13 protein-coding genes and 3 pseudogenes are annotated in these 17047 nt (G+C 58.3%); 9 read left to right on the top strand and 7 right to left on the bottom strand.

Annotation, left to right across the window (positions count from 1 at the left end; genetic code table 11):
• Positions 1–59: 59 nt before the first annotated feature.
• From DVH23_RS00070 to DVH23_RS00060, 3 genes are all read left to right on the top strand, one after another.
• A complete protein-coding gene (locus DVH23_RS00070; RefSeq protein WP_114575397.1) occupies positions 60–260 on the top strand; it encodes a hypothetical protein in 201 nt (66 codons plus the stop codon).
• Between the two features lie 164 nt (positions 261–424).
• Positions 425–1477, top strand: a complete 1053-nt coding sequence (locus tag DVH23_RS00065) for a TrmB family transcriptional regulator (RefSeq protein WP_114575396.1) — start codon at positions 425–427, stop codon at positions 1475–1477.
• A 153-nt stretch (positions 1478–1630) separates the two neighbouring features.
• The gene (locus tag DVH23_RS00060) at positions 1631–2080 is read left to right on the top strand and encodes a cyclic nucleotide-binding/CBS domain-containing protein (RefSeq protein ID WP_114575395.1); all 450 of its coding nucleotides are present in this window, start codon (positions 1631–1633) and stop codon (positions 2078–2080) included.
• A 136-nt stretch (positions 2081–2216) separates the two neighbouring features.
• On the opposite strand, the pseudogene DVH23_RS25205 reads toward DVH23_RS00060, so the two are convergent.
• Positions 2217–2464: pseudogene (locus DVH23_RS25205) on the bottom strand (PadR family transcriptional regulator).
• A gap of 468 nt (positions 2465–2932) precedes the next feature.
• On the opposite strand from DVH23_RS25205, the gene DVH23_RS00050 reads away from it, so the two are divergent.
• The 3 genes from DVH23_RS00050 to DVH23_RS00040 all read left to right on the top strand — a co-directional run bounded on the left by DVH23_RS00050 (position 2933) and on the right by DVH23_RS00040 (position 9732).
• Entirely contained in the window at positions 2933–7693 is a 4761-nt protein-coding gene (locus tag DVH23_RS00050; protein WP_114575394.1) for a multicopper oxidase domain-containing protein, read from the top strand.
• A 46-nt stretch (positions 7694–7739) separates the two neighbouring features.
• A complete protein-coding gene (locus DVH23_RS00045) occupies positions 7740–8027 on the top strand; it encodes a hypothetical protein (RefSeq protein WP_114575393.1) in 288 nt (95 codons plus the stop codon).
• A gap of 490 nt (positions 8028–8517) precedes the next feature.
• Positions 8518–9732 (top strand): tyrosine-type recombinase/integrase, encoded by a 1215-nt coding sequence (locus DVH23_RS00040; protein WP_114575392.1) that lies wholly within the window; start codon positions 8518–8520, stop codon positions 9730–9732.
• A 25-nt stretch (positions 9733–9757) separates the two neighbouring features.
• Here the strand turns inward: DVH23_RS00040 and DVH23_RS24030 are convergent, their stop codons facing one another.
• From DVH23_RS24030 to DVH23_RS25200, 3 genes and pseudogenes are all read right to left on the bottom strand, one after another.
• Positions 9758–9916, bottom strand: a complete 159-nt coding sequence (locus DVH23_RS24030) for a hypothetical protein (protein ID WP_198667798.1) — start codon at positions 9914–9916, stop codon at positions 9758–9760.
• A gap of 784 nt (positions 9917–10700) precedes the next feature.
• Positions 10701–11579 (bottom strand): transcriptional regulator FilR1 domain-containing protein, encoded by an 879-nt coding sequence (locus DVH23_RS00035; protein WP_232833674.1) that lies wholly within the window; start codon positions 11577–11579, stop codon positions 10701–10703.
• 3 nt (positions 11580–11582) lie between these two features.
• A pseudogene (locus DVH23_RS25200) lies at positions 11583–11789 on the bottom strand (helix-turn-helix domain-containing protein); the annotation flags it as partial.
• 166 nt (positions 11790–11955) lie between these two features.
• On the opposite strand from DVH23_RS25200, the gene DVH23_RS00030 reads away from it, so the two are divergent.
• Both DVH23_RS00030 and DVH23_RS24485 read left to right on the top strand, forming a co-directional pair.
• On the top strand, positions 11956–13287 hold the full coding sequence (locus DVH23_RS00030) for a cytochrome P450 (RefSeq protein WP_114575390.1): 1332 nt from the start codon (positions 11956–11958) through the stop codon (positions 13285–13287).
• 105 nt (positions 13288–13392) lie between these two features.
• On the top strand, positions 13393–13593 hold the full coding sequence (locus DVH23_RS24485) for a hypothetical protein (protein WP_114575389.1): 201 nt from the start codon (positions 13393–13395) through the stop codon (positions 13591–13593).
• A gap of 211 nt (positions 13594–13804) precedes the next feature.
• Here DVH23_RS24485 and DVH23_RS23365 read toward each other — a convergent pair whose 3' ends face one another.
• From DVH23_RS23365 to DVH23_RS00010, 3 genes are all read right to left on the bottom strand, one after another.
• Positions 13805–14743, bottom strand: a complete 939-nt coding sequence (locus DVH23_RS23365; protein ID WP_157972289.1) for a CHRD domain-containing protein — start codon at positions 14741–14743, stop codon at positions 13805–13807.
• 429 nt (positions 14744–15172) lie between these two features.
• Entirely contained in the window at positions 15173–15799 is a 627-nt protein-coding gene (locus tag DVH23_RS00015) for a hypothetical protein (protein WP_157972288.1), read from the bottom strand.
• Positions 15800–16231: 432 nt separating this feature from the next.
• Positions 16232–16699 carry a hypothetical protein gene (locus DVH23_RS00010; protein ID WP_114575387.1) on the bottom strand — a complete coding sequence of 156 codons (468 nt, stop codon included), beginning with the start codon at positions 16697–16699 and terminating at the stop codon, positions 16232–16234.
• A 106-nt stretch (positions 16700–16805) separates the two neighbouring features.
• Here DVH23_RS00010 and DVH23_RS00005 point away from each other — a divergent pair.
• Positions 16806–17047: pseudogene (locus tag DVH23_RS00005) on the top strand (IS630 family transposase); the annotation flags it as partial.

The raw sequence follows: 17047 nt of genomic DNA, 5'->3' as shown, positions 1-17047 counted from the left end.
CCGCCGAGGGACCGCTCTCCGTCGGCGATGGGGGCCGCTTCGGGCCGGAGGACGGTCCCGTGACGGCCGTGTGGCGCGTCTTCTTCGGGTGTAGCGTCGTCCTGCTCGCCTTCCTCGCGCTGTCGGTTCCCTTCGTCGAACGGGGCACCGGGTCCTACGTCATCGCGGTCGTGAGCACTGCGATGCTCCTGGTGATCCTGGTCAGTTCCGCGACGTTCATCTACCTCGACTGGGACCCGTTCGAGGACCTCCTTCGATGACGAACCCCAGGACGGAGAAGGTCGACGAACGGAATCGACGCGTGCGCGCGACCGCAGTACTCGGTCATACCGATCGACCGAACGTCGGCTCCCGACGTCTCGCCGGCCCGGCGATACGCACTAACCGAATGACACAACTACGCACCCGGTCCTATGAGGGATAGATGACGGAACCGAGTCGAGCGGACGACCTGCGCGAGGAGCTGGGCGCCTTCGGCCTCTCGGACACGGAGATCGACGCCTACCTCACCATTCTCTCGACCGGCGAGACGACGACGCGGGAGGTTTCCGAGGAGTCCGACGTCACCCAGCGTGCGGTCTACAGCATCGCCGAACGCCTCGAGGACCGGGGCCTCGTGCGCGTCAACGATCACGCATCGCCGACGACGATCCGTGCGGTCCCGCCGGACGAAGCCATCGCCACGCTCTCGAAGCGGCTCGAGTCGATCCGGCCGGTGCTCGAGGCCCGGTACACCGAGACCGCGCCCAAGGCACCGGAGATCCAGATCGTGAAATCCCGCGAGACGGTGCTCAAACGGTTTCGAAACGCGATCGCCGACGCCGACCACGAGATCGTGGTCGCGATCCCCCACGACGTGTATCCCGAGATCGAACCCGAACTACGAGCCGCCCACGAGGACGGGACTCTCGTCTTCTTGCTCATCGGGGAACTCGACGACGCCGGTGGGAGCCAACGGACGTTTTCGGACGCGGCGGACGTGGTCAGACAGTGGGGCGCGGACCTCCCCTTCCTCTATGCGGTCGACGACGAGGTCTCGATGATCGGCGACTCGGGACTCCCCAGGGGAACCCACGAGGCCGGGGAGAACGCGGTGTTCGTCTCGGAAAGCAACCTGGCGGGGGCGGTCTTCGGGCTGTATCTGGGCACCTACTGGCCGGCGTCGACCGAGCGGTACGTCACCGACCCCGACCCGCTCCCGAACCACTACGACTGGTTCCGGACGGCCGTCTTACACGCGTTCCTCCACGACCGAAACGGACGGGAGCTGTGGGCGGACGTCGAAACCGTCGACGGGGAGCGCGTTTCGGGGCGCGTGAGCCGGATCAGACAGCCGTTCGTCGAACCGGCCACGAGCGAGTTCGCCCTCGAGAACAGCCTCTTTCTCGAAACCGAAGAGGGAGAGGTCAGCATCGGCGGCAGCGGCACCTTTCTGGAGGACTACGAAGGCATCGCGGTCACGCTCCGCTCGGCGTGAGGCGATCTCTCGATCCGTCGGTCGTGGCGGGAATCACACGAACGTTCGTGTATCCTTCTCAGCCTCAGATCGTTATCCTACTAGGAATACTAGCAGGTCGGTGGTGTATGTCCACTAACCTTATATGCGGTTTGCTGGTATCACGAGCCACTCATGTACGAACAGACGGTTGAGAACGTCACCGTTGGTCTGCCGCCGACGGTCACCCCCGAGACGCCGGTCTCCGAAGCGGCCGAATACCTCCGCGGGATCCGGGTCCCTGCACTTCCGGTGCTCGAGGGCGACACCGTGGTCGGGATGGTTACGGAGTCCGACTTTGCCGCACTCGTCACGGAAACCGACGACCGGCCGACGGTACAAACGATCATGTCCGCCCCTGCGGCTACGATCTCGCCGTTCACGACGCTCGGCGAAGCCGCCGCCACGATGCGGTCGGCCGGTGTCAAGCACCTTCCCGTCATCAGCGACGGCGTCTATTCGGGGGTGCTGTCAGCCGAGTCGCTCGCGCCGTATCTCTCCCGTCGGCGCCTCGATCTCGAGCGCCGGAACGAACCACTTCGTGTCAACTCGGCCATGAACCAACCGATGCGAGCGAGCGACTGAATCCGGCCCTCGACGCCGGGTACTCACTCGACACCACCGCTCCGTGGTCGAACAGGTGGTGAGGATCGGCTGCTCAGTAGTAATGCTCTATTACTTTCTTCCATAGAATAAATTCAATATAAATTATAATACAAAATTACTTATTCATAGGCGTATTTTCCTTCCCACTCGTGACTCGCTCGCTGTGGTCGTGACGCGTGGAGCGGCGATCAAGGGGCCCCTTCCCGACGAGATCGGTATCGACAAGCGAATCGAGATCCGGCTACAGTCCTCCATGAGTTATCTCTGTCTTGAAATAGATATTCGGATCGATTGGCCAGACGGTTGATCGCCACCAGCGACCACGTATTGCAAGTCCCGCCGAAATCCAACGGGTGTATCCATGGGTGGAAGCTCTACCACCGTTACCATTGGATTCGTCGATCCACCGCTTCCTATGAGTTTGGCACTTCAGACCCCGATCTAAGGCACGCTTTCTGGACGGTAGGGAGCTTCTACGATCCGAAAGTCAGTATTCCGTGTCTGTTAGATACTCGCTACTTGCTGACAGTCACCGGATATTTAATATCGTAATTCCGGACGAGGTGACTGCGATCTGAACCGACACCAGCGGAACGGGGCTTACCACCATGCCAGCACGAGCCACGCGTCGATGTCTGCCTGTCGATATCGTGAGAGGTATCGTCGGTTCGGCTTCGGCGCTCGAGAACGCGGCTCACGGGGCGTGTGCGTCAAGCCCGGCATCGGCGGCGAATCGTGTCATCGGTCGGGGAGGATCCGTCGAAGAGGCGCCCGGAACACGTCGGTCCACGAGCGTGTTATGGGAACCTTACACATGGAGCGATCCACACAATGACTAACGGAAACAACGAATCCGATCGACCCCTCGCGGAGTCGATCGATCTGACGCGACGACAGTTGATGAGCACGGTAGGCGGCCTCGCTGCTGGCGCGGCTGCGACGGGAGTCGCGGGCGCTACCTATCGGAACGGATACGAGGGACCGCTGTACTACACCGATTGGACGTGTCGCTACGGGACGAGATCCGATGAGAAGGGCGATGAGCGTTCGACCGAAGTCGGCCATCCGTCCGAAGCGATTCACACGCGCGACGAACTCGCCTCGAAACGCTACGAAACGGGGTATACGGCTCTATCGGACGGAAAGAAGAAGACGATCGACGAGGCGTTCAGAAAGCAGTATCCCCACGACGAGGAACGCACGCGGTCACCGGAGGTCGACTTCGGAAAGTTCACGCCAGGCCAGAAGGGCTCGCTCGAGTTCAGAACCCACGTTTTGGAGCAGCGGCTCGTCCTCAGACTGTGCGCTCCCGACTACGAGAAACGGGAGTGGATGACTCACGTGCGTGCGACGCTTCGGTATACGCCGTGTCCGGACGACTGCGACGAGGTCATCGTCAGCGGCTCGCTCTGTGACGTCCTCGAAGCGGTGAAAAAGGGCGTTCCCCTCGACGGGAACCGGAGCCACGGCGACCGCGGTGACTTCGAGCCCGGGACCACTCACGGGTTCGAACTCGAGTGGGAGGTCCCCAAGAGCTGTCCACTTCCCGACGATCGAAAACGCCTCGACCTCACGTTCAAGGCGAAGCGCCGTCCGAAACACGCCGAACCCACGACCCGGAAGTACACCGTCCACGCGATCGACGTCGAGATCACCTACAACTCCTTTGGCACCCACAACCCCGTGGGCGCGATGTACGTCCTCGAGGAGAACCTCGAGGCGGTTCGCGAGGCCGAGGGCGTCGACCCGGGGACGACGGGGGTCGACACGTCGGTGATCGAGCCGCTCGTCTTGCGGGCCAACGAGGGCGACACGGTCGAGATCGAGTTCGTCAACAGTCTCGGTTGCCATCCCGAACGAGACGACTTCGAGAAACGACCGGCTTCGATCCATCCGACCGGGATCGCCTACGAGGTCGACGAGAGCGACGGGATGGCCGTCGGCTACAACGAGAACACGGTCGTCGATCCGGGAGAGTCGACCACCTACACGTGGCATGCCGACAGCCAGGGAGCCTATTTCTTCCAGGACGGTGCCTACCAGGCGTGGGATAGTATCCCCGACGACGGCAACAACGAGGAGATCAACTCGATGGCTCGAGGGCTGTTCGGCGCGCTCATGGTCGAGCCCGCAGGATCGACCTGGACCGACCCCTGTACGGGCGCTCCGCTGCGAAGCGGAACTCGTGCCGACATCCACCATCCGGAGTTCCCCGATCACCGCGAGTTCGTTCCGATCTACCACGATCACGGCCGAACCAGGCCGGAGGGACTGACCGTCCCCGGGACGGACATCGAGCAGATGCTTCACGCGATCAACTATCGGGCCGATCGAACGAGCGAGCGGATCGGCGAGACCGGCGCGGAAGGCCGGACGTTCTACAGCTCGTGGCTCCACGGCGATCCCGGTGGCGGCGACAACGTCTTCGAGGCCTACCAGGGCGACCCGCTCAAGTTCGCCGTCGTCGGTGCGAACCCCGAGGAGAACCACGTCCATCACCTCCACGAGCACCGATGGGACCAGATTCCCCTCAACGGCGAGAGCGCGACGCTCGACTCCCAGAATCTCGGCATGGGCGAAGGATACCGTCAGTATATCACCGTCGCGCACGGAACTCGATCCCTTCGCCCTGAGCAGTCCGCTGAGGAAGCGTTCTCCTTCGGTGCTGGCGGCTTCCATGGCGGCGTCGGAGACCTGTTGTTCCACTGTCACATGTTCCCTCACTACGGCGAGGGGATGAACGGAATCATGCGGGTTCACAATCAGCAACAGCTTCACCTGCAGCCATTGCCGAACAACGAGCCGACGCTGTCACTGGACTCGGATATCCTTGGATTCCCCGACTTCATCCCGGCCGAGGAGGGAGAGATTCCGCCGAAACCGCCGCTATCACAGCCTAACAACCCGCGCCAACCCACTTCCGAAGAGGAGGAGGCACTCGGGGCCCTCGTCCCCGGCGCGCCGTACACCGACCCATGTGATGTCGAGGATGCCGAGGCGGGCGCAGATCCGATGCAGCCCGATCCGACGGAAGTCGAACCCGATATCGTCTACGACATCGTCGCGATGGAAGCCAAACTCGTCTACAACGATCACGGCGACTACGATCCGGACGGCAAGGTGTTCGTCCCCGAGGAGGACGCCGAAGCGGTCCGAAACGGCGAAATGATGCCCGAGCCGCTGTTCATCCGGGCGAACGTCGGCGACTGCGTCGAGTTCAACGTGCGCAACGAGCTCGACGGAGCGACGTCGGCACACGTCCACTTCGTCGGCTTCGACCAACTGGGGTCGGACTCGACGATGGTCGGCTACAACTACGATTCGGGGACCGACGCAGGCGACACGATGACCTACCGCTGGTTCGCCGACGACGAGGGGATCATCTTCCTGCACGACCACATGCGCGGCATCGGCGAAATCATGCACGGCGAGTTCGGTGCGCTCATCATCGAACCGGAGGGCTCGGAGTGGCTCGACCCCCACACTGGCGAACCCATCCGCCACGGCTCGCAGGCGATCATCAATCCGCCGGACGACGAGGCGTTCCGGGAGTTCTGTCTCGAGTACCACGACTTCGCGCCGCTGATCGATCCCGACGAGGACGGCGATGGACTGGACACTCAGCCCGACGATCCCGACGACAACGCCTTCGTCAATCCCAACGAGCAACACGGGGTCAACGCCGGCGTCGGCGCGATCAACTACCGGAACTCGCCGTACTACCGCCGCGGGCTCGATCCCGACCCGGCGTACGTCCACAGCTCGTTCGTCCACGGTGATCCCGAGACGCCGACGCTCGAAGCCTACCCGGACGAGCAGGCCGTTATTCGACTCGTCCACGGCCCCTACGAGGAACAGCACAACTTCGTCCTGCACGAACACCAGGTCGACGAGTTCCGACTCGGCATCGAGGACGGAGTCTCCCAGATGACCGGCTCCTCCGAGCAGTTCAGCTTCACTGTCCACGAGGGCGATAGTCACGAATTCGAGCACCTGGAGAACGCCGCGGAACTCCCGTTCCAGGACTACCTGTACGGGTCGATGATCTCCCACGACCTCTGGGACGGCATGTGGGGCATCCACCGGATGTTCGACGCCGAAGTCGACCACCTGTACCCGGTGCCCGGCACCGAACCGCCGGAGGGAAAGATCACCACGGAGGAGCTTCGGGAGGTCGGTCATCCTGCGGCGTTCGACCGGCGCGCCGAACTCGGGCACAAAGCGACGCTGCTCTACGACGAGCCGACGGACGACCCCGCGCACCTGCCGGACCGTCCGCACCGCCGGAACGGATGCATCGACGGCAGTCCACCACCACAGGCACCCGATCCGGGCGAGCCCTGTCCCGACGCCGCACGAACGCTCGAGTACGACGTCTCGGCGCTGCAGACGCGGATCGACTTCAACGAGTACGGCGACCACGATCCACACGGGATCGTGTTCGCACTCGACGAAGATGTCGAGGACGTCCGGGAGGGGAACTATCCCACTGACTCCCTGTTGTTGCGAGCGAACGTCAACGACTGCATCGAACTGACGCTGACGAACTGCCTCCCGACGGATCCGGACGACCACGACGACCACCCGCGGATGCGAACGCCGGAGGGCGACCTGGACGACTGGAAGCGATCGAACCGAATCTCGCTACACCCCAATCAGCTCAGCTACGACCCCAATGGGTCCGACGGCGCGACCGTCGGGTTCAACTACGACCAGACGATCGCCCCCGGCGAGTCGATCACCTACCGCTGGTACGCGTCCCAGGAGACGCCGCCGGTCTCGCTGTGGGACATGGCGGACCTGCGGAGCAACCGCCACCACGGTGCGTTCGCCAATCTACTCGTCGAGCCCGAGGGCTCGGAGTGGCTCGACGGCTGTACGGGCGAGCCGACGGTCACGAGTCGAGAGGCGATCATCACGGGCCACGACGAGGCGGACTTCCGTGAGTTCGCGCTCACGATGAGCGACGGTCGGTACGTCGTCAACGACGACCTCGACAGCTGTGTCGTGCCGTTCGATACCGAAGACGACGACGTAGACGCGGACGATCCCTGCAACCAGCACGGCGACGCGGAAGACCAGGGCTATCTGGCGTTCAACAACCGCGCGGAGCCGTTCTGGCGACGGTTCGAACTCACTGACGACCGTCAGGAACGGGTCTACGACTCGGACGTTCACGGCGATCCAGCGACGCCGATCTTCAACGCCCACTGCGACGATCCGGTCCGGTTCCGCGTCACACAGACCGGTGACACGTCCCGCGGGTTCTCGTGGAACCTCGCGGACCACCTGTGGCCGCGGTTCAACGAGGAAGTCGAGAACGCCCCGCTGATCAGCACCGACGCCCGGTTCACGCCCGGAAAGGGGATCACCTTCGAGTTGGAGAACGGTGCCGGCGGCCCGCTGGGCGACACCGGCGACTTCATCTACAAGGAGATGAAAGAGCGCCGCCGCCTCGAGGCCGGTGCCTGGGGGATCTTCCGCGTCGACGCTCTACCCACCAAGCAGGCCGACAAGAAAAAGCACACTAAAAAGAACAATTGCGCCTATCCGCTTCCCGACCGGCTGAAGAACGTCAAGCCCAAAGATTGACCCGGTCGGACCGCCGATACCAGTGACTATACTGGTGACAGGACCGATGACGACCCGATCGGTGTTTCGAACCGACCGCGCCTACATGGACGCCGGCGCGGCGTGCCTGTTCTATGGGGCAGTCTCCCGGGCGGACATCACCGACCTCGGTGGCGCCGACGCCGTCCTCGAGGGCGAGCACGTCGGCGACAGGGCAGGGTCGTCGGTCTCGATCCGACAGCGGACGATCACGACCGACACCTGTGACGGCACGCGGTACGTCCAGTTCGGGGACGACCTCCTTCACGGAGAGCTGTCGCTCGGAGACGTCCACCGGAAAACCTCTCTCGAGTGATCTGCCGTTCGGGGAGTCAAACCGGGCCATCGGCCAGTACGACGTCCCCGTCACGCCTTCCGAAACGAGCGAACGAATCGTGCGGATCCACGTCTCCTTACTTCCCGACGACGAGGAGATCCGAGGGGGCGTCCTCGCGTCCGAAGCCATCACCGACTCACGTGCGAGCGGCCAAGCGTCTGCTCCTCGAAGCCAGAATGACCGAGAGGGTGCTTCGAAGGGTGGATGTGGCCGATGAGATCGCCCACCACCTCTTCCTCGCGGTCAGTGGCCTCGACGGTGGTGGCCATAGAAGACAGTTATGCGCCCACTGTACGGCGTCGGGGCCGGTGTTCGTGCGGATCGTATCGGCCTGTGGCATAGGGTTTTCACCATTCTGTACCATGTGTGAAAACTACGGGACGCGGCGGAGCCGCGTATGCTCCGTCTGAGCTTCGAACCCGAGGTTCAATGCCACATTTTTAAATAGGCCGGCTTCAACGGCGGTGCTATGACCGATAATTACCGTGCAAGGATCGAACGGCTTCGAACCCGAATCGAGACAGGCAACGAGTTGGGGCCGGACGATCAGAAACTTCTGCTGGCCTTCAGCGACCGACTTGATCTCCTCGCTCAGAACTATAGCGAAGCCCGTCACGATAAGCTGCTCCGGCACGTCGTCGTTCTCGCTGAAGAGCTCCCCGATGGGACGCTTGCGGCAACGATCGAAGACCGGGACGACGCCGAAACCGCTGTTGCCTGGATCAATCGGAACTATGACAACGAGGATACGAACCGTGATTATCGCATTGCGCTCCGTGTGTTTGGGAAGCGCGTCACGGAGGGAGAGGATCACCCCGAGTCGATTGGCTGGATCCCCTCGGGAACGTCGAATAACTACGACCCGACGCCCGATCCCCGCGATATGCTCCGGTGGGAAGACGACGTCCAGCCAATGATCGAATCCTGCTACAACGCGCGCGACGCGGCGATGATCGCCCTCCAGTTCGACGCGGGCCTCCGTGGGGGAGAGTTCAAGAACCTCGCCGTCGGGGACGTGCAAGATCATGACCACGGCCTTCAGGTCACTGTCGAGGACAAGATGGGGCGACGAACGATTATGCTGATCCCGTCGGTTCCGTACGTCAACCGCTGGCTTTCGGATCACCCCGACGGTGACAACCGAACCGCCCCTCTCTGGTCGAAGCTCCACCAATCCGACTCGATCTCGGATAAGATGGTGCTGAAGGTTCTGAAAGAGGCGGCTAGCCGAGCGGACGTCTCGAAGCCAGTCACACCAACAAACTTCCGCAGGTCCAGCGCTGCTTTCCTGGCGAGCCGGAACCTCAATCAAGCCCATATCGAAGAACACCACGGTTGGGTACGTGGCTCGCGGGTTGCTTCCCGGTATATCTCCGTCTTCGCCGAACAAGCCGACCGCGAGTTGGCTCGCCTGCACGGCCTCGACGTTTCTGAGGAGGAGGATGACCCAATCGCCCCGCTGGAGTGTACCCGTTGCGGGCGGGAGACGCCTCGCGACGAATCCCTCTGTGTGTGGTGTGGGCAGGCAATGACTCCGCAGGCTGCCGTCGAACTTGACGAAAGTGATAGCGAACTCAACGAAACGCTCGCTGAGCTCCCACCCGAGAAAGCTCGGCAATTGCTCGATTTCGCTGAGTCCCTCGACGATCCCGAAATTCGAAATGCCCTGCTGCCCGAACGATGAATCGCCAGTTGCTATAGCAACCATCTCAATATCCCTCCTCGTCAAGCTTTTCGAGAAGCCTCTCGGCCCGCTCGGCGAAGGGAGTTCCCTCCTCGATACACATTTCGAGTGTTTCCCGGTGTGCGGCTAGCTGCTTCCACGGATCACTGTCATCTGATTTCGAGGGGACGTGAGTTTCAGTCATCGCCCTCTCACCTCTTGTGATCCATCTCCAATCTGGAGCACACGCCCGCAGTACCGTCTACCTCTGGTCCATCGATCAGGCTGTAGCTGATGGCCACTTCTCGCTCGTCGCCTCCATCGAGATCCGAGTGACCGTGTATAGCGTGTTCGACTACCTGCTGTAGAACGAAACAGGTGGTGGTGAAACCTCTGACAAGCTTTACAATCCGGGGCTCGAAATCCTCGGGTGCTCTGGTCCCTTGATGTCATCATTATCACTGGTGCCAGAGCTGCTCGGTGTGCCCGCGAACGTGGCTGATGTCTAGGTCCTCGTTCGCGGGTACCCCGCTATCACGTACCCGTGAGCCACAGGTTTGGGGCACGCGGCGCTGCTCTGACGACTGTTCTTTGTTTCCTCACCATCATAAAACTATGTATTTCAAATAAGAAAGATAGTTGCTACTGCCACTAATCGGGCATCACAAGGAATTAGTCGAGATTAGAAAACCTATCCTCAGTTCATGCTAGATATGCCGAACTGATCAAGGATTTCTCCTAACCCAGAACCGGGTTTCAGAGAGATATTCACAGGCTGTGGTGGATCACTACTGGTGATTCCGCTTGGACGGTCTTAGTGACATGGGCGATAGCCATGTTATTATGTGTGCCGATGGTAAATTAAATATAGGGGACTATAAAATTGGAAGCTGGACTATATGACCACATTGAGCCCTTCAAACCAATTTTCTATATAACTGTTTTACGAGTTGTTGATCGAATATCTTTTTATCTATTCGACGATCTATCTAATCCCATATGACATCATCGACCGGATGGGTGTTTTCGCGGTAGCGCTCATAGAGGTCAATCCCCCACTCGACAATCTCGTCGTTCGTAGAGACGAGGATCGCGATGTGTTCCCCATCACCCTGTTCGTTATAGGCACCAACGGCGATTTTCCGGTCATCGTAGATGCCGATGCCGAGCGTCAGTGACTCCTCGTGAATCAGTGGCCGATAGTTCTTGTAGGCGGTACTACTAATTACAAATGCCAGGTGGGGCCTCTCAAGCACGTCCAGAAGCGTCGAGAGATCGAGAATCGCCTCACAATCAACCCCTGCCTCAAGATTCGCCCGATACGCATGGAAGAGAAACGGGTTATAGACCGAACAGAGAGCACGAAATCGGGTTATCTTCCTGTCGAACAGTTTGAATGCCGTGCCCAGGCCTTGCCATGGCCGGAATGGATTTGTGACTGTGACATCAGCATCGGCCAAGGCGGTCAATGGTACCGTCGCAGCCTCAATCGGTAGTCGTTGTACCCACTGTGCTTTCCATACTAACTGGGCGACCGACTCCTCTAGAATATCATACTGTTCGGCAGCTTGTTTCCCGTCGGTGGTGAGCCCATGCCTATTTCCGTCCGTTCGGCTCCACCCATACTCCTGGAATGTGCTGAGAACTCGTCTAACAGTCCGTTGCGAAGGACCGTTCTCAGTCGTTGACTGGAGTTGGTCTTCCCGGCAGGGATGGCGTGCGAGCGTGCGTAGCAAATCAACGGGATGTGCAGACCGTGTATGGAAGGCTAATTCGACTCGCTCAACATCTTGAAGATGGGTATCGACAGCATCAAGAAGGAGTTTCCCACCTCCTGTGAACTCGATGCCCGCACTGTGACTATTCACGAGTCCCCGGTCTCGCAGCTTAGCAAGATGATTCGATGCGACTTGTCTCGATAGATCTGCCTGAGACGCGATTCGGCTTACTGGTTCGGGATTCTCGAGAGCTGCTACAATACGGAGAACTTCAAGTCGAGCTGAGTCGACGAGTTCGTTAATCTCGGATCGGATTTCGAGTCTTTGCCCGGTGAGTGGGTTTGTAGCGTATGTATCCATCGGTGATGTAGTGCGTATGAGGTATTTTATTCAGTTTTTACTCACTCTCATGTTTATCTTACTAGTCATAATTTTACTATTTAGTTTGCTTATCAGCCAGTACTTCTAAGTTGGATCTATTGAATACAATGGTTTATTTACCTGGCAAGGAGATCTAGTCTTAGTTATGGCCAATCGCTTCCCGCGACCACCTGCTCCCTCGGGAGATCCTGTCCTCGGCCACACACTCGATTTCGCTCGCAGCCCGTTCGAGTTCGTCAATCGTGCAATCGGCGAGTGCGGCGACGTCTATCGAATGGAACTCCCAACTGTGGATGTCTACGTGCTCGCCCATCCGGACTATTTCCGACAGGCGCTTGTAGATAATATCGACGCGTTCGGGAAGACTGCAGATTTTCAACGCGTCTTTCGGAGTGGATTGCTCTCGACGGAAGGACAGCAATGGAAGCAACAACGTACGGTCCTCCAACCACTCTTTCACCCGAAACGAATTCAGGGGTACACTGATCAGATGGTCGATGCGACCTACCGTCGGATCGAGACGTGGTCGGCTGGTGAGGTCCGCAATATGGAATCAGAGATGCAAGACCTCACCCTCGAGGTCCTCTTCTCGACATTGTTCGGTCGCGAACTCTTGCCAGGGGAAGGGCAGGAATTACGCAAGGCTTCAGATGGGCTCAACAAGTGGTTCCAGCCAACGTCCTGGCTCTTGCCGAACTGGGTACCGACGCCTGCACGCCGGGAGTTTCGCCAGTCTGCCGAGCGCCTTCGTAATGAGGTACGCCGGCTATTAGCCGAACACGACGGCACCTCAGGAACAAGCGAAGAGGGAAGTGCAACGCTTCTGTCGAAGCTCTCCGAGGCGAGCGAGGACGGCGCACTCAGCCGGACGGAGATCGAAGATCAGATGCTTACGATGATCTTTGCGGGATACGAGACGACCGCTGCTGCTCTTGGCTTTGCCTGGTATGCCTTGGCGACGAATCCTGCTGTTCGTCAGCGCTTCCACGACGAACTCGAGACTGTCTTGGGTGGGGAACCACCGACACTCGAGGACGTCGACGATCTCGAGTTCACTGATCGGATCATTACCGAGACGATGCGAAAGTACCCGCCAATTCATACGATCCCACGGCAGGCAACTCGGGACGTTCGTGTCGGTGAATACTGGATCCCCGCTAATGAAGAGGTTCATCTCTCGGTTCTGGCAGTGCATCGAGACGATCGCTTCTACGAGGATCCGCTCGACTTCCGTCCGGATCGATGGACCGAAGAGTTCGAAGCGGAACTCGATGATTACGCGTTCATCCCCTTCGGTGGCGGTCGACGAACGTGTATTGGACGGGATTTCGCGCGATTGGAGGCGAAACTGGTGTTAGCGACGGTCGGACAACAGTGGGCATTCGAGTGGGGCCGTGAGGAGTCGACACTCACGCTTGAACCCGAAATCACGACTCAAACGAAAAATGGGCTTCCGATGCGGCTTCATTCTCGATAAGAAACACGCATCATTCCGTGCTCGATTCGGCCATGTCGTTCGATTTCTGTCCCGGCACGTGCAACCCGACCATGTTTTTTGCCGGATCCGATATTCCGTGTACTGATGACAGTAGCAGGTGATCGGTCCGATCTACTCAAGAACGCAAGCACAGTGTCGACAATCATCGATGCGGCAATGGAAGTCGTGAAGGGGCGGCGTCTCAGTGGACTGTTTCTCCTCGGTGCTGCAGCCCTTTCCTCTCGCATTCCCGGAGTTGGTACGGCTGCATCACTCCTTCTTCGGGCGTACCGTCGACTTCGCTAACGCTACTGCTTTGAGAATCAGCGCCACTCTTTCTCTGCTCACTGGGGTGTCATAGAACTGTTCTCACGCCTGCTGTCGTCTCTGAAATCGGCATCATCTGTTTGCTACCGCCTACGTTACACCCCTATTTCGATGTGCAAAGGCGAGGAACGAATTAAGAATTGCCGGATAAGGGATGGATTGCCTGTCACAAAAATGAGTGAGGTGCTCCTTAGATGAGTTGGGCGGAGAGACGACTGGTAAATCTGCGCATTGCAGCTCTCTGATCTCCATTTTCATAGGAGTGTTCGAGAGCGACATCGCCCTCAGCATCCTTGACGATCACGGTGTCCCCATTTTCATCCCAGACCGTGGTCCGGAGCCCCCAGTGAAGCACGTCCTCCCTGTCCTGGCTTTCGTCACCACCGGTATGAATATAGACGTTCTCTCCGGGCTCCAGCGTAAATCCATCCGGGAAGCGGAACGGGGACGGTCCCCCGGGAGACCCAACTACTCCGTCGTCGGGGTGGTCACGCATCGTCCAACCCGTGAAATCGATAGGGGTGTCACCATCATTCTTAAACATCACGAACAGCCCTTCGAATTCGTCGTCCCCTCTATCGGCGACGTTGATCGCTCCGAGCGAGAGTTCGGCGTCCGCGGCGTCGGTCACGACCTCCTCTTCGTCGTCCGTCGCTTCCGCGATCGCCTCCTCAGTGTCGGTATCAGGACTGATCTGGCCCCGGATCTCACCGGCAGGATACTCCTCCGTATGGAGATTGACATAGGCATTTCCGTCGATCATCGCTGAAACGATCTCGCTGCTACTGGCGTCTTCAAGCGGACCAACGAGGTCGTCGACAGTGAACCTCCCCTCGGCGAGAGTGCCGTCGAACCGGCCCTCAATAAGCTGTGGCTCCTGGCCCTCTTCGGGGTAAAGCCACGCGACCACAGGGCCGTCTTCACCCTCTTCGCCGAGGTGAATGTGGGCCTGTGTTACGTAGCAGAGCCACTCGACGTCGATCCGATAGTGAATTCGGTGGTCGTCGGGTGGGATCTCAAACGTTGCTCGGCCAGTCGCGTTCGTCTCAACGTCCTCTGTCTCTGCTTCGCCTGTCAGGTCGGCATGGAACGTCCATGTCTCCTCATGGTCCGCGCTCGCTGTCCCCATTACAATACTACTCCCGACCGCGAGTCCGGCGGTTTGCAGCAGCCGCCGCCGCGTCTGCCGTGTATTCACCATGATATTGTCTCTCTTGGTACGTAGAGACACGGTTATAGTTCGCACCACTACTGATAATTCTTATTGTTATGATTGGAGTACTAGCTGATCGTTCTATCTCGATCGCCTTTTCATATCACGACTTCGGCGATGTCAAAACGGCGCGAGAACCGTACTTCGTCTTTGGTACCCTGTACTTGGAGTAACAGTTCACAAGGCGTTTGATTTCATTGCCGATAACGGTGAATCTCGTGCTACATACAGTCTTAGGACGGAGCGAATGGTCTCGCCGGTCCGTGCTTTCAGCATATCCAGACTTGACAGAACGCCAGTCTTCGGGTAGATCATTTTAATGCGTCACACGGATTCCTCCAAGGCTTAACCTGCCAACGAGAGTACGCTAGTAACCCCGTACATGAGCGCTCGCTGTGCCATTTGTGTCGACACGTTTTCACTTATTCCCGCTGCTGCTCCCAACAATTGTTGCAAACGGGTGTCGTCTTGCTCACCTTCTAATTCTTCGTTGAACTCCCTCAGAAGTTTTTCGAGCTCTTCCTTTTGTTCAGGGGGACGCTGAATGTGTTCAATGGTTTCTTCAATGTGTTCAACTGTGATGTTCATTTCTGCTGATTGTTCAGCGGTCACCTCCGTTTCCTGTGTTGCGTGTTGTTGAATCACGATTGGCTGCATTTCACCCGCTTCGCCAAGGCGTTCGAAATCTTCCATGTCCAGTTCGAACAAGTCCGCGATTTGTTCCGTTTTTAACTTTATTTTTCGGAGGTCTTCATTCGCCCGTTCATGATTTCGCAGCGACGCGGTTTTTCCTTCTACTTCGTCAATCCTATCCAATCGGTCGTTATCCGGATGTGCTTCTTGAAAATCGGTCAGAACCTGATTAAAGCGTTCAGCGGTAGTTTTTGACGATGTAGGTTCAGTAACCTGCAAGTCACTCGCAGCTTGATCGTGAACTCGCTTCAATGAGCGAACAAGGTACTCATCTACCATACAATCGTGTTATTTTCTATGTGCTATTAATCTATTTGTTGACTGGTGAGATTGAGGAGAACAGTGTCTATGTCGAGTTATGAATTGAGTGATGTTTATAGCCTCTATAGTCGGGATGCAGAATTTGACAGGTCAAATATAGATTGGTAACCGCTCGCATAACTGTTTGCTCTGTACGTAAGCTATCACGGTTCCACACTCTGTGTTAATTCTCCTGGTCACCAGCGCAATGGTTACCAGCGCCATGATCACCATTCAACCTATGACATTAGGATGCAGCAAAAACGCGGCGTGGGGACACCGCGTGTGTGCTTCCGAACCCCAGCCAGGGTGTTCCGAAGCCATGTGGGATGCGGATCGTCAATTCGACCCGCATGATTGTCTTGAAACTGTATATGAAAAACACTGTCGGTCGATGTGGTGTGCGTTCACTCAGGGCATATCGACAATTCTCTGAATCGTAATAGTCGCGTTAGACACCTTCCCCGAGATCATAGCCAGATCGGGTCTTGGATTAGTGTTTTCCGATTGTGGGCGGAATAAATACTCAAAACTCCCCTGGTAGTCAGCGGCTCTAATCGGGGTGATCAATGGCCTTCCCCGGCCTTCGGTAATCGAGAATACGCCAGTCATGCCATTGTTCCCGCCGATTTCGTTGGACAACAGCCGGAATTGATCTTGATTGTCGTAGTCTGTCTGCCCGTCAGTTGCGTCTTTCGTGACGAAACTGTAGTCTCCGGCCGAGAACGAATCGAATTGGAGGTCAACCACCTCATCACCATCAGAACAGCTCAGGCCAAGGATGCGTATTTCGTACGAGACGTTGTCGTCACGTTCATAAGAAAAAGTGAACGAGAACTCGCCGCTGAAGGAGTCCTGATATACCAGTTCCTTGTGCACTCCCGCGATCTCTGCGGACCCTGTACTTAGCAAAAAGAGGAAGCTGAGAACGCAGGTATGATACTGACGGCTAAAAGTTCATAGAGTTCGAGTCAGTAATGGCCGTATGGCCAATCTGGAGAACGTCTCTACCGAAGACCTCCGCCAGATCTTGGCGGAGGTCGATGACGGTGCAGCAGTACAGCGGCTGATGGCAGCGATCACCTACAAAGAGATCGATGACCTTACCCAGAAAGCCGCCGCCGAACTCTACGGATTCTCCGGCAGCTGGGCCTCAAAGTGGTTCAGCCGTCTCGAACGGCTCGAAACGGAGCCGTTCGAGGACGTCGTCTACGACGAGCCACGATC

Source organism: Saliphagus sp. LR7 (assembly GCF_003344565.1).
Taxonomy (GTDB): Archaea; Halobacteriota; Halobacteria; order Halobacteriales; family Natrialbaceae; genus Saliphagus; species Saliphagus infecundisoli.
This window is presented reverse-complemented; position numbering and strand designations above follow the sequence as displayed.

What these genes read in the sequence shown, in the direction of transcription:
- DVH23_RS00065 (WP_114575396.1), top strand. Translation starts at nt 425, where the DNA reads ATGACGGAACCGAGTCGAGCGGACGACCTGCGCGAGGAGCTGGGCGCC.
- DVH23_RS00045 (WP_114575393.1), top strand. Translation starts at nt 7,740, where the DNA reads ATGACGACCCGATCGGTGTTTCGAACCGACCGCGCCTACATGGACGCC.
- DVH23_RS24030 (WP_198667798.1), bottom strand. Translation starts at nt 9,916, where the DNA reads ATGACTGAAACTCACGTCCCCTCGAAATCAGATGACAGTGATCCGTGG.
- DVH23_RS00030 (WP_114575390.1), top strand. Translation starts at nt 11,956, where the DNA reads ATGGCCAATCGCTTCCCGCGACCACCTGCTCCCTCGGGAGATCCTGTC.
- DVH23_RS00015 (WP_157972288.1), bottom strand. Translation starts at nt 15,799, where the DNA reads ATGGTAGATGAGTACCTTGTTCGCTCATTGAAGCGAGTTCACGATCAA.
- DVH23_RS00060 (WP_114575395.1), top strand. Translation starts at nt 1,631, where the DNA reads ATGTACGAACAGACGGTTGAGAACGTCACCGTTGGTCTGCCGCCGACG.
- DVH23_RS23365 (WP_157972289.1), bottom strand. Translation starts at nt 14,743, where the DNA reads ATGGGGACAGCGAGCGCGGACCATGAGGAGACATGGACGTTCCATGCC.
- DVH23_RS24485 (WP_114575389.1), top strand. Translation starts at nt 13,393, where the DNA reads ATGACAGTAGCAGGTGATCGGTCCGATCTACTCAAGAACGCAAGCACA.
- DVH23_RS00040 (WP_114575392.1), top strand. Translation starts at nt 8,518, where the DNA reads ATGACCGATAATTACCGTGCAAGGATCGAACGGCTTCGAACCCGAATC.
- DVH23_RS00050 (WP_114575394.1), top strand. Translation starts at nt 2,933, where the DNA reads ATGACTAACGGAAACAACGAATCCGATCGACCCCTCGCGGAGTCGATC.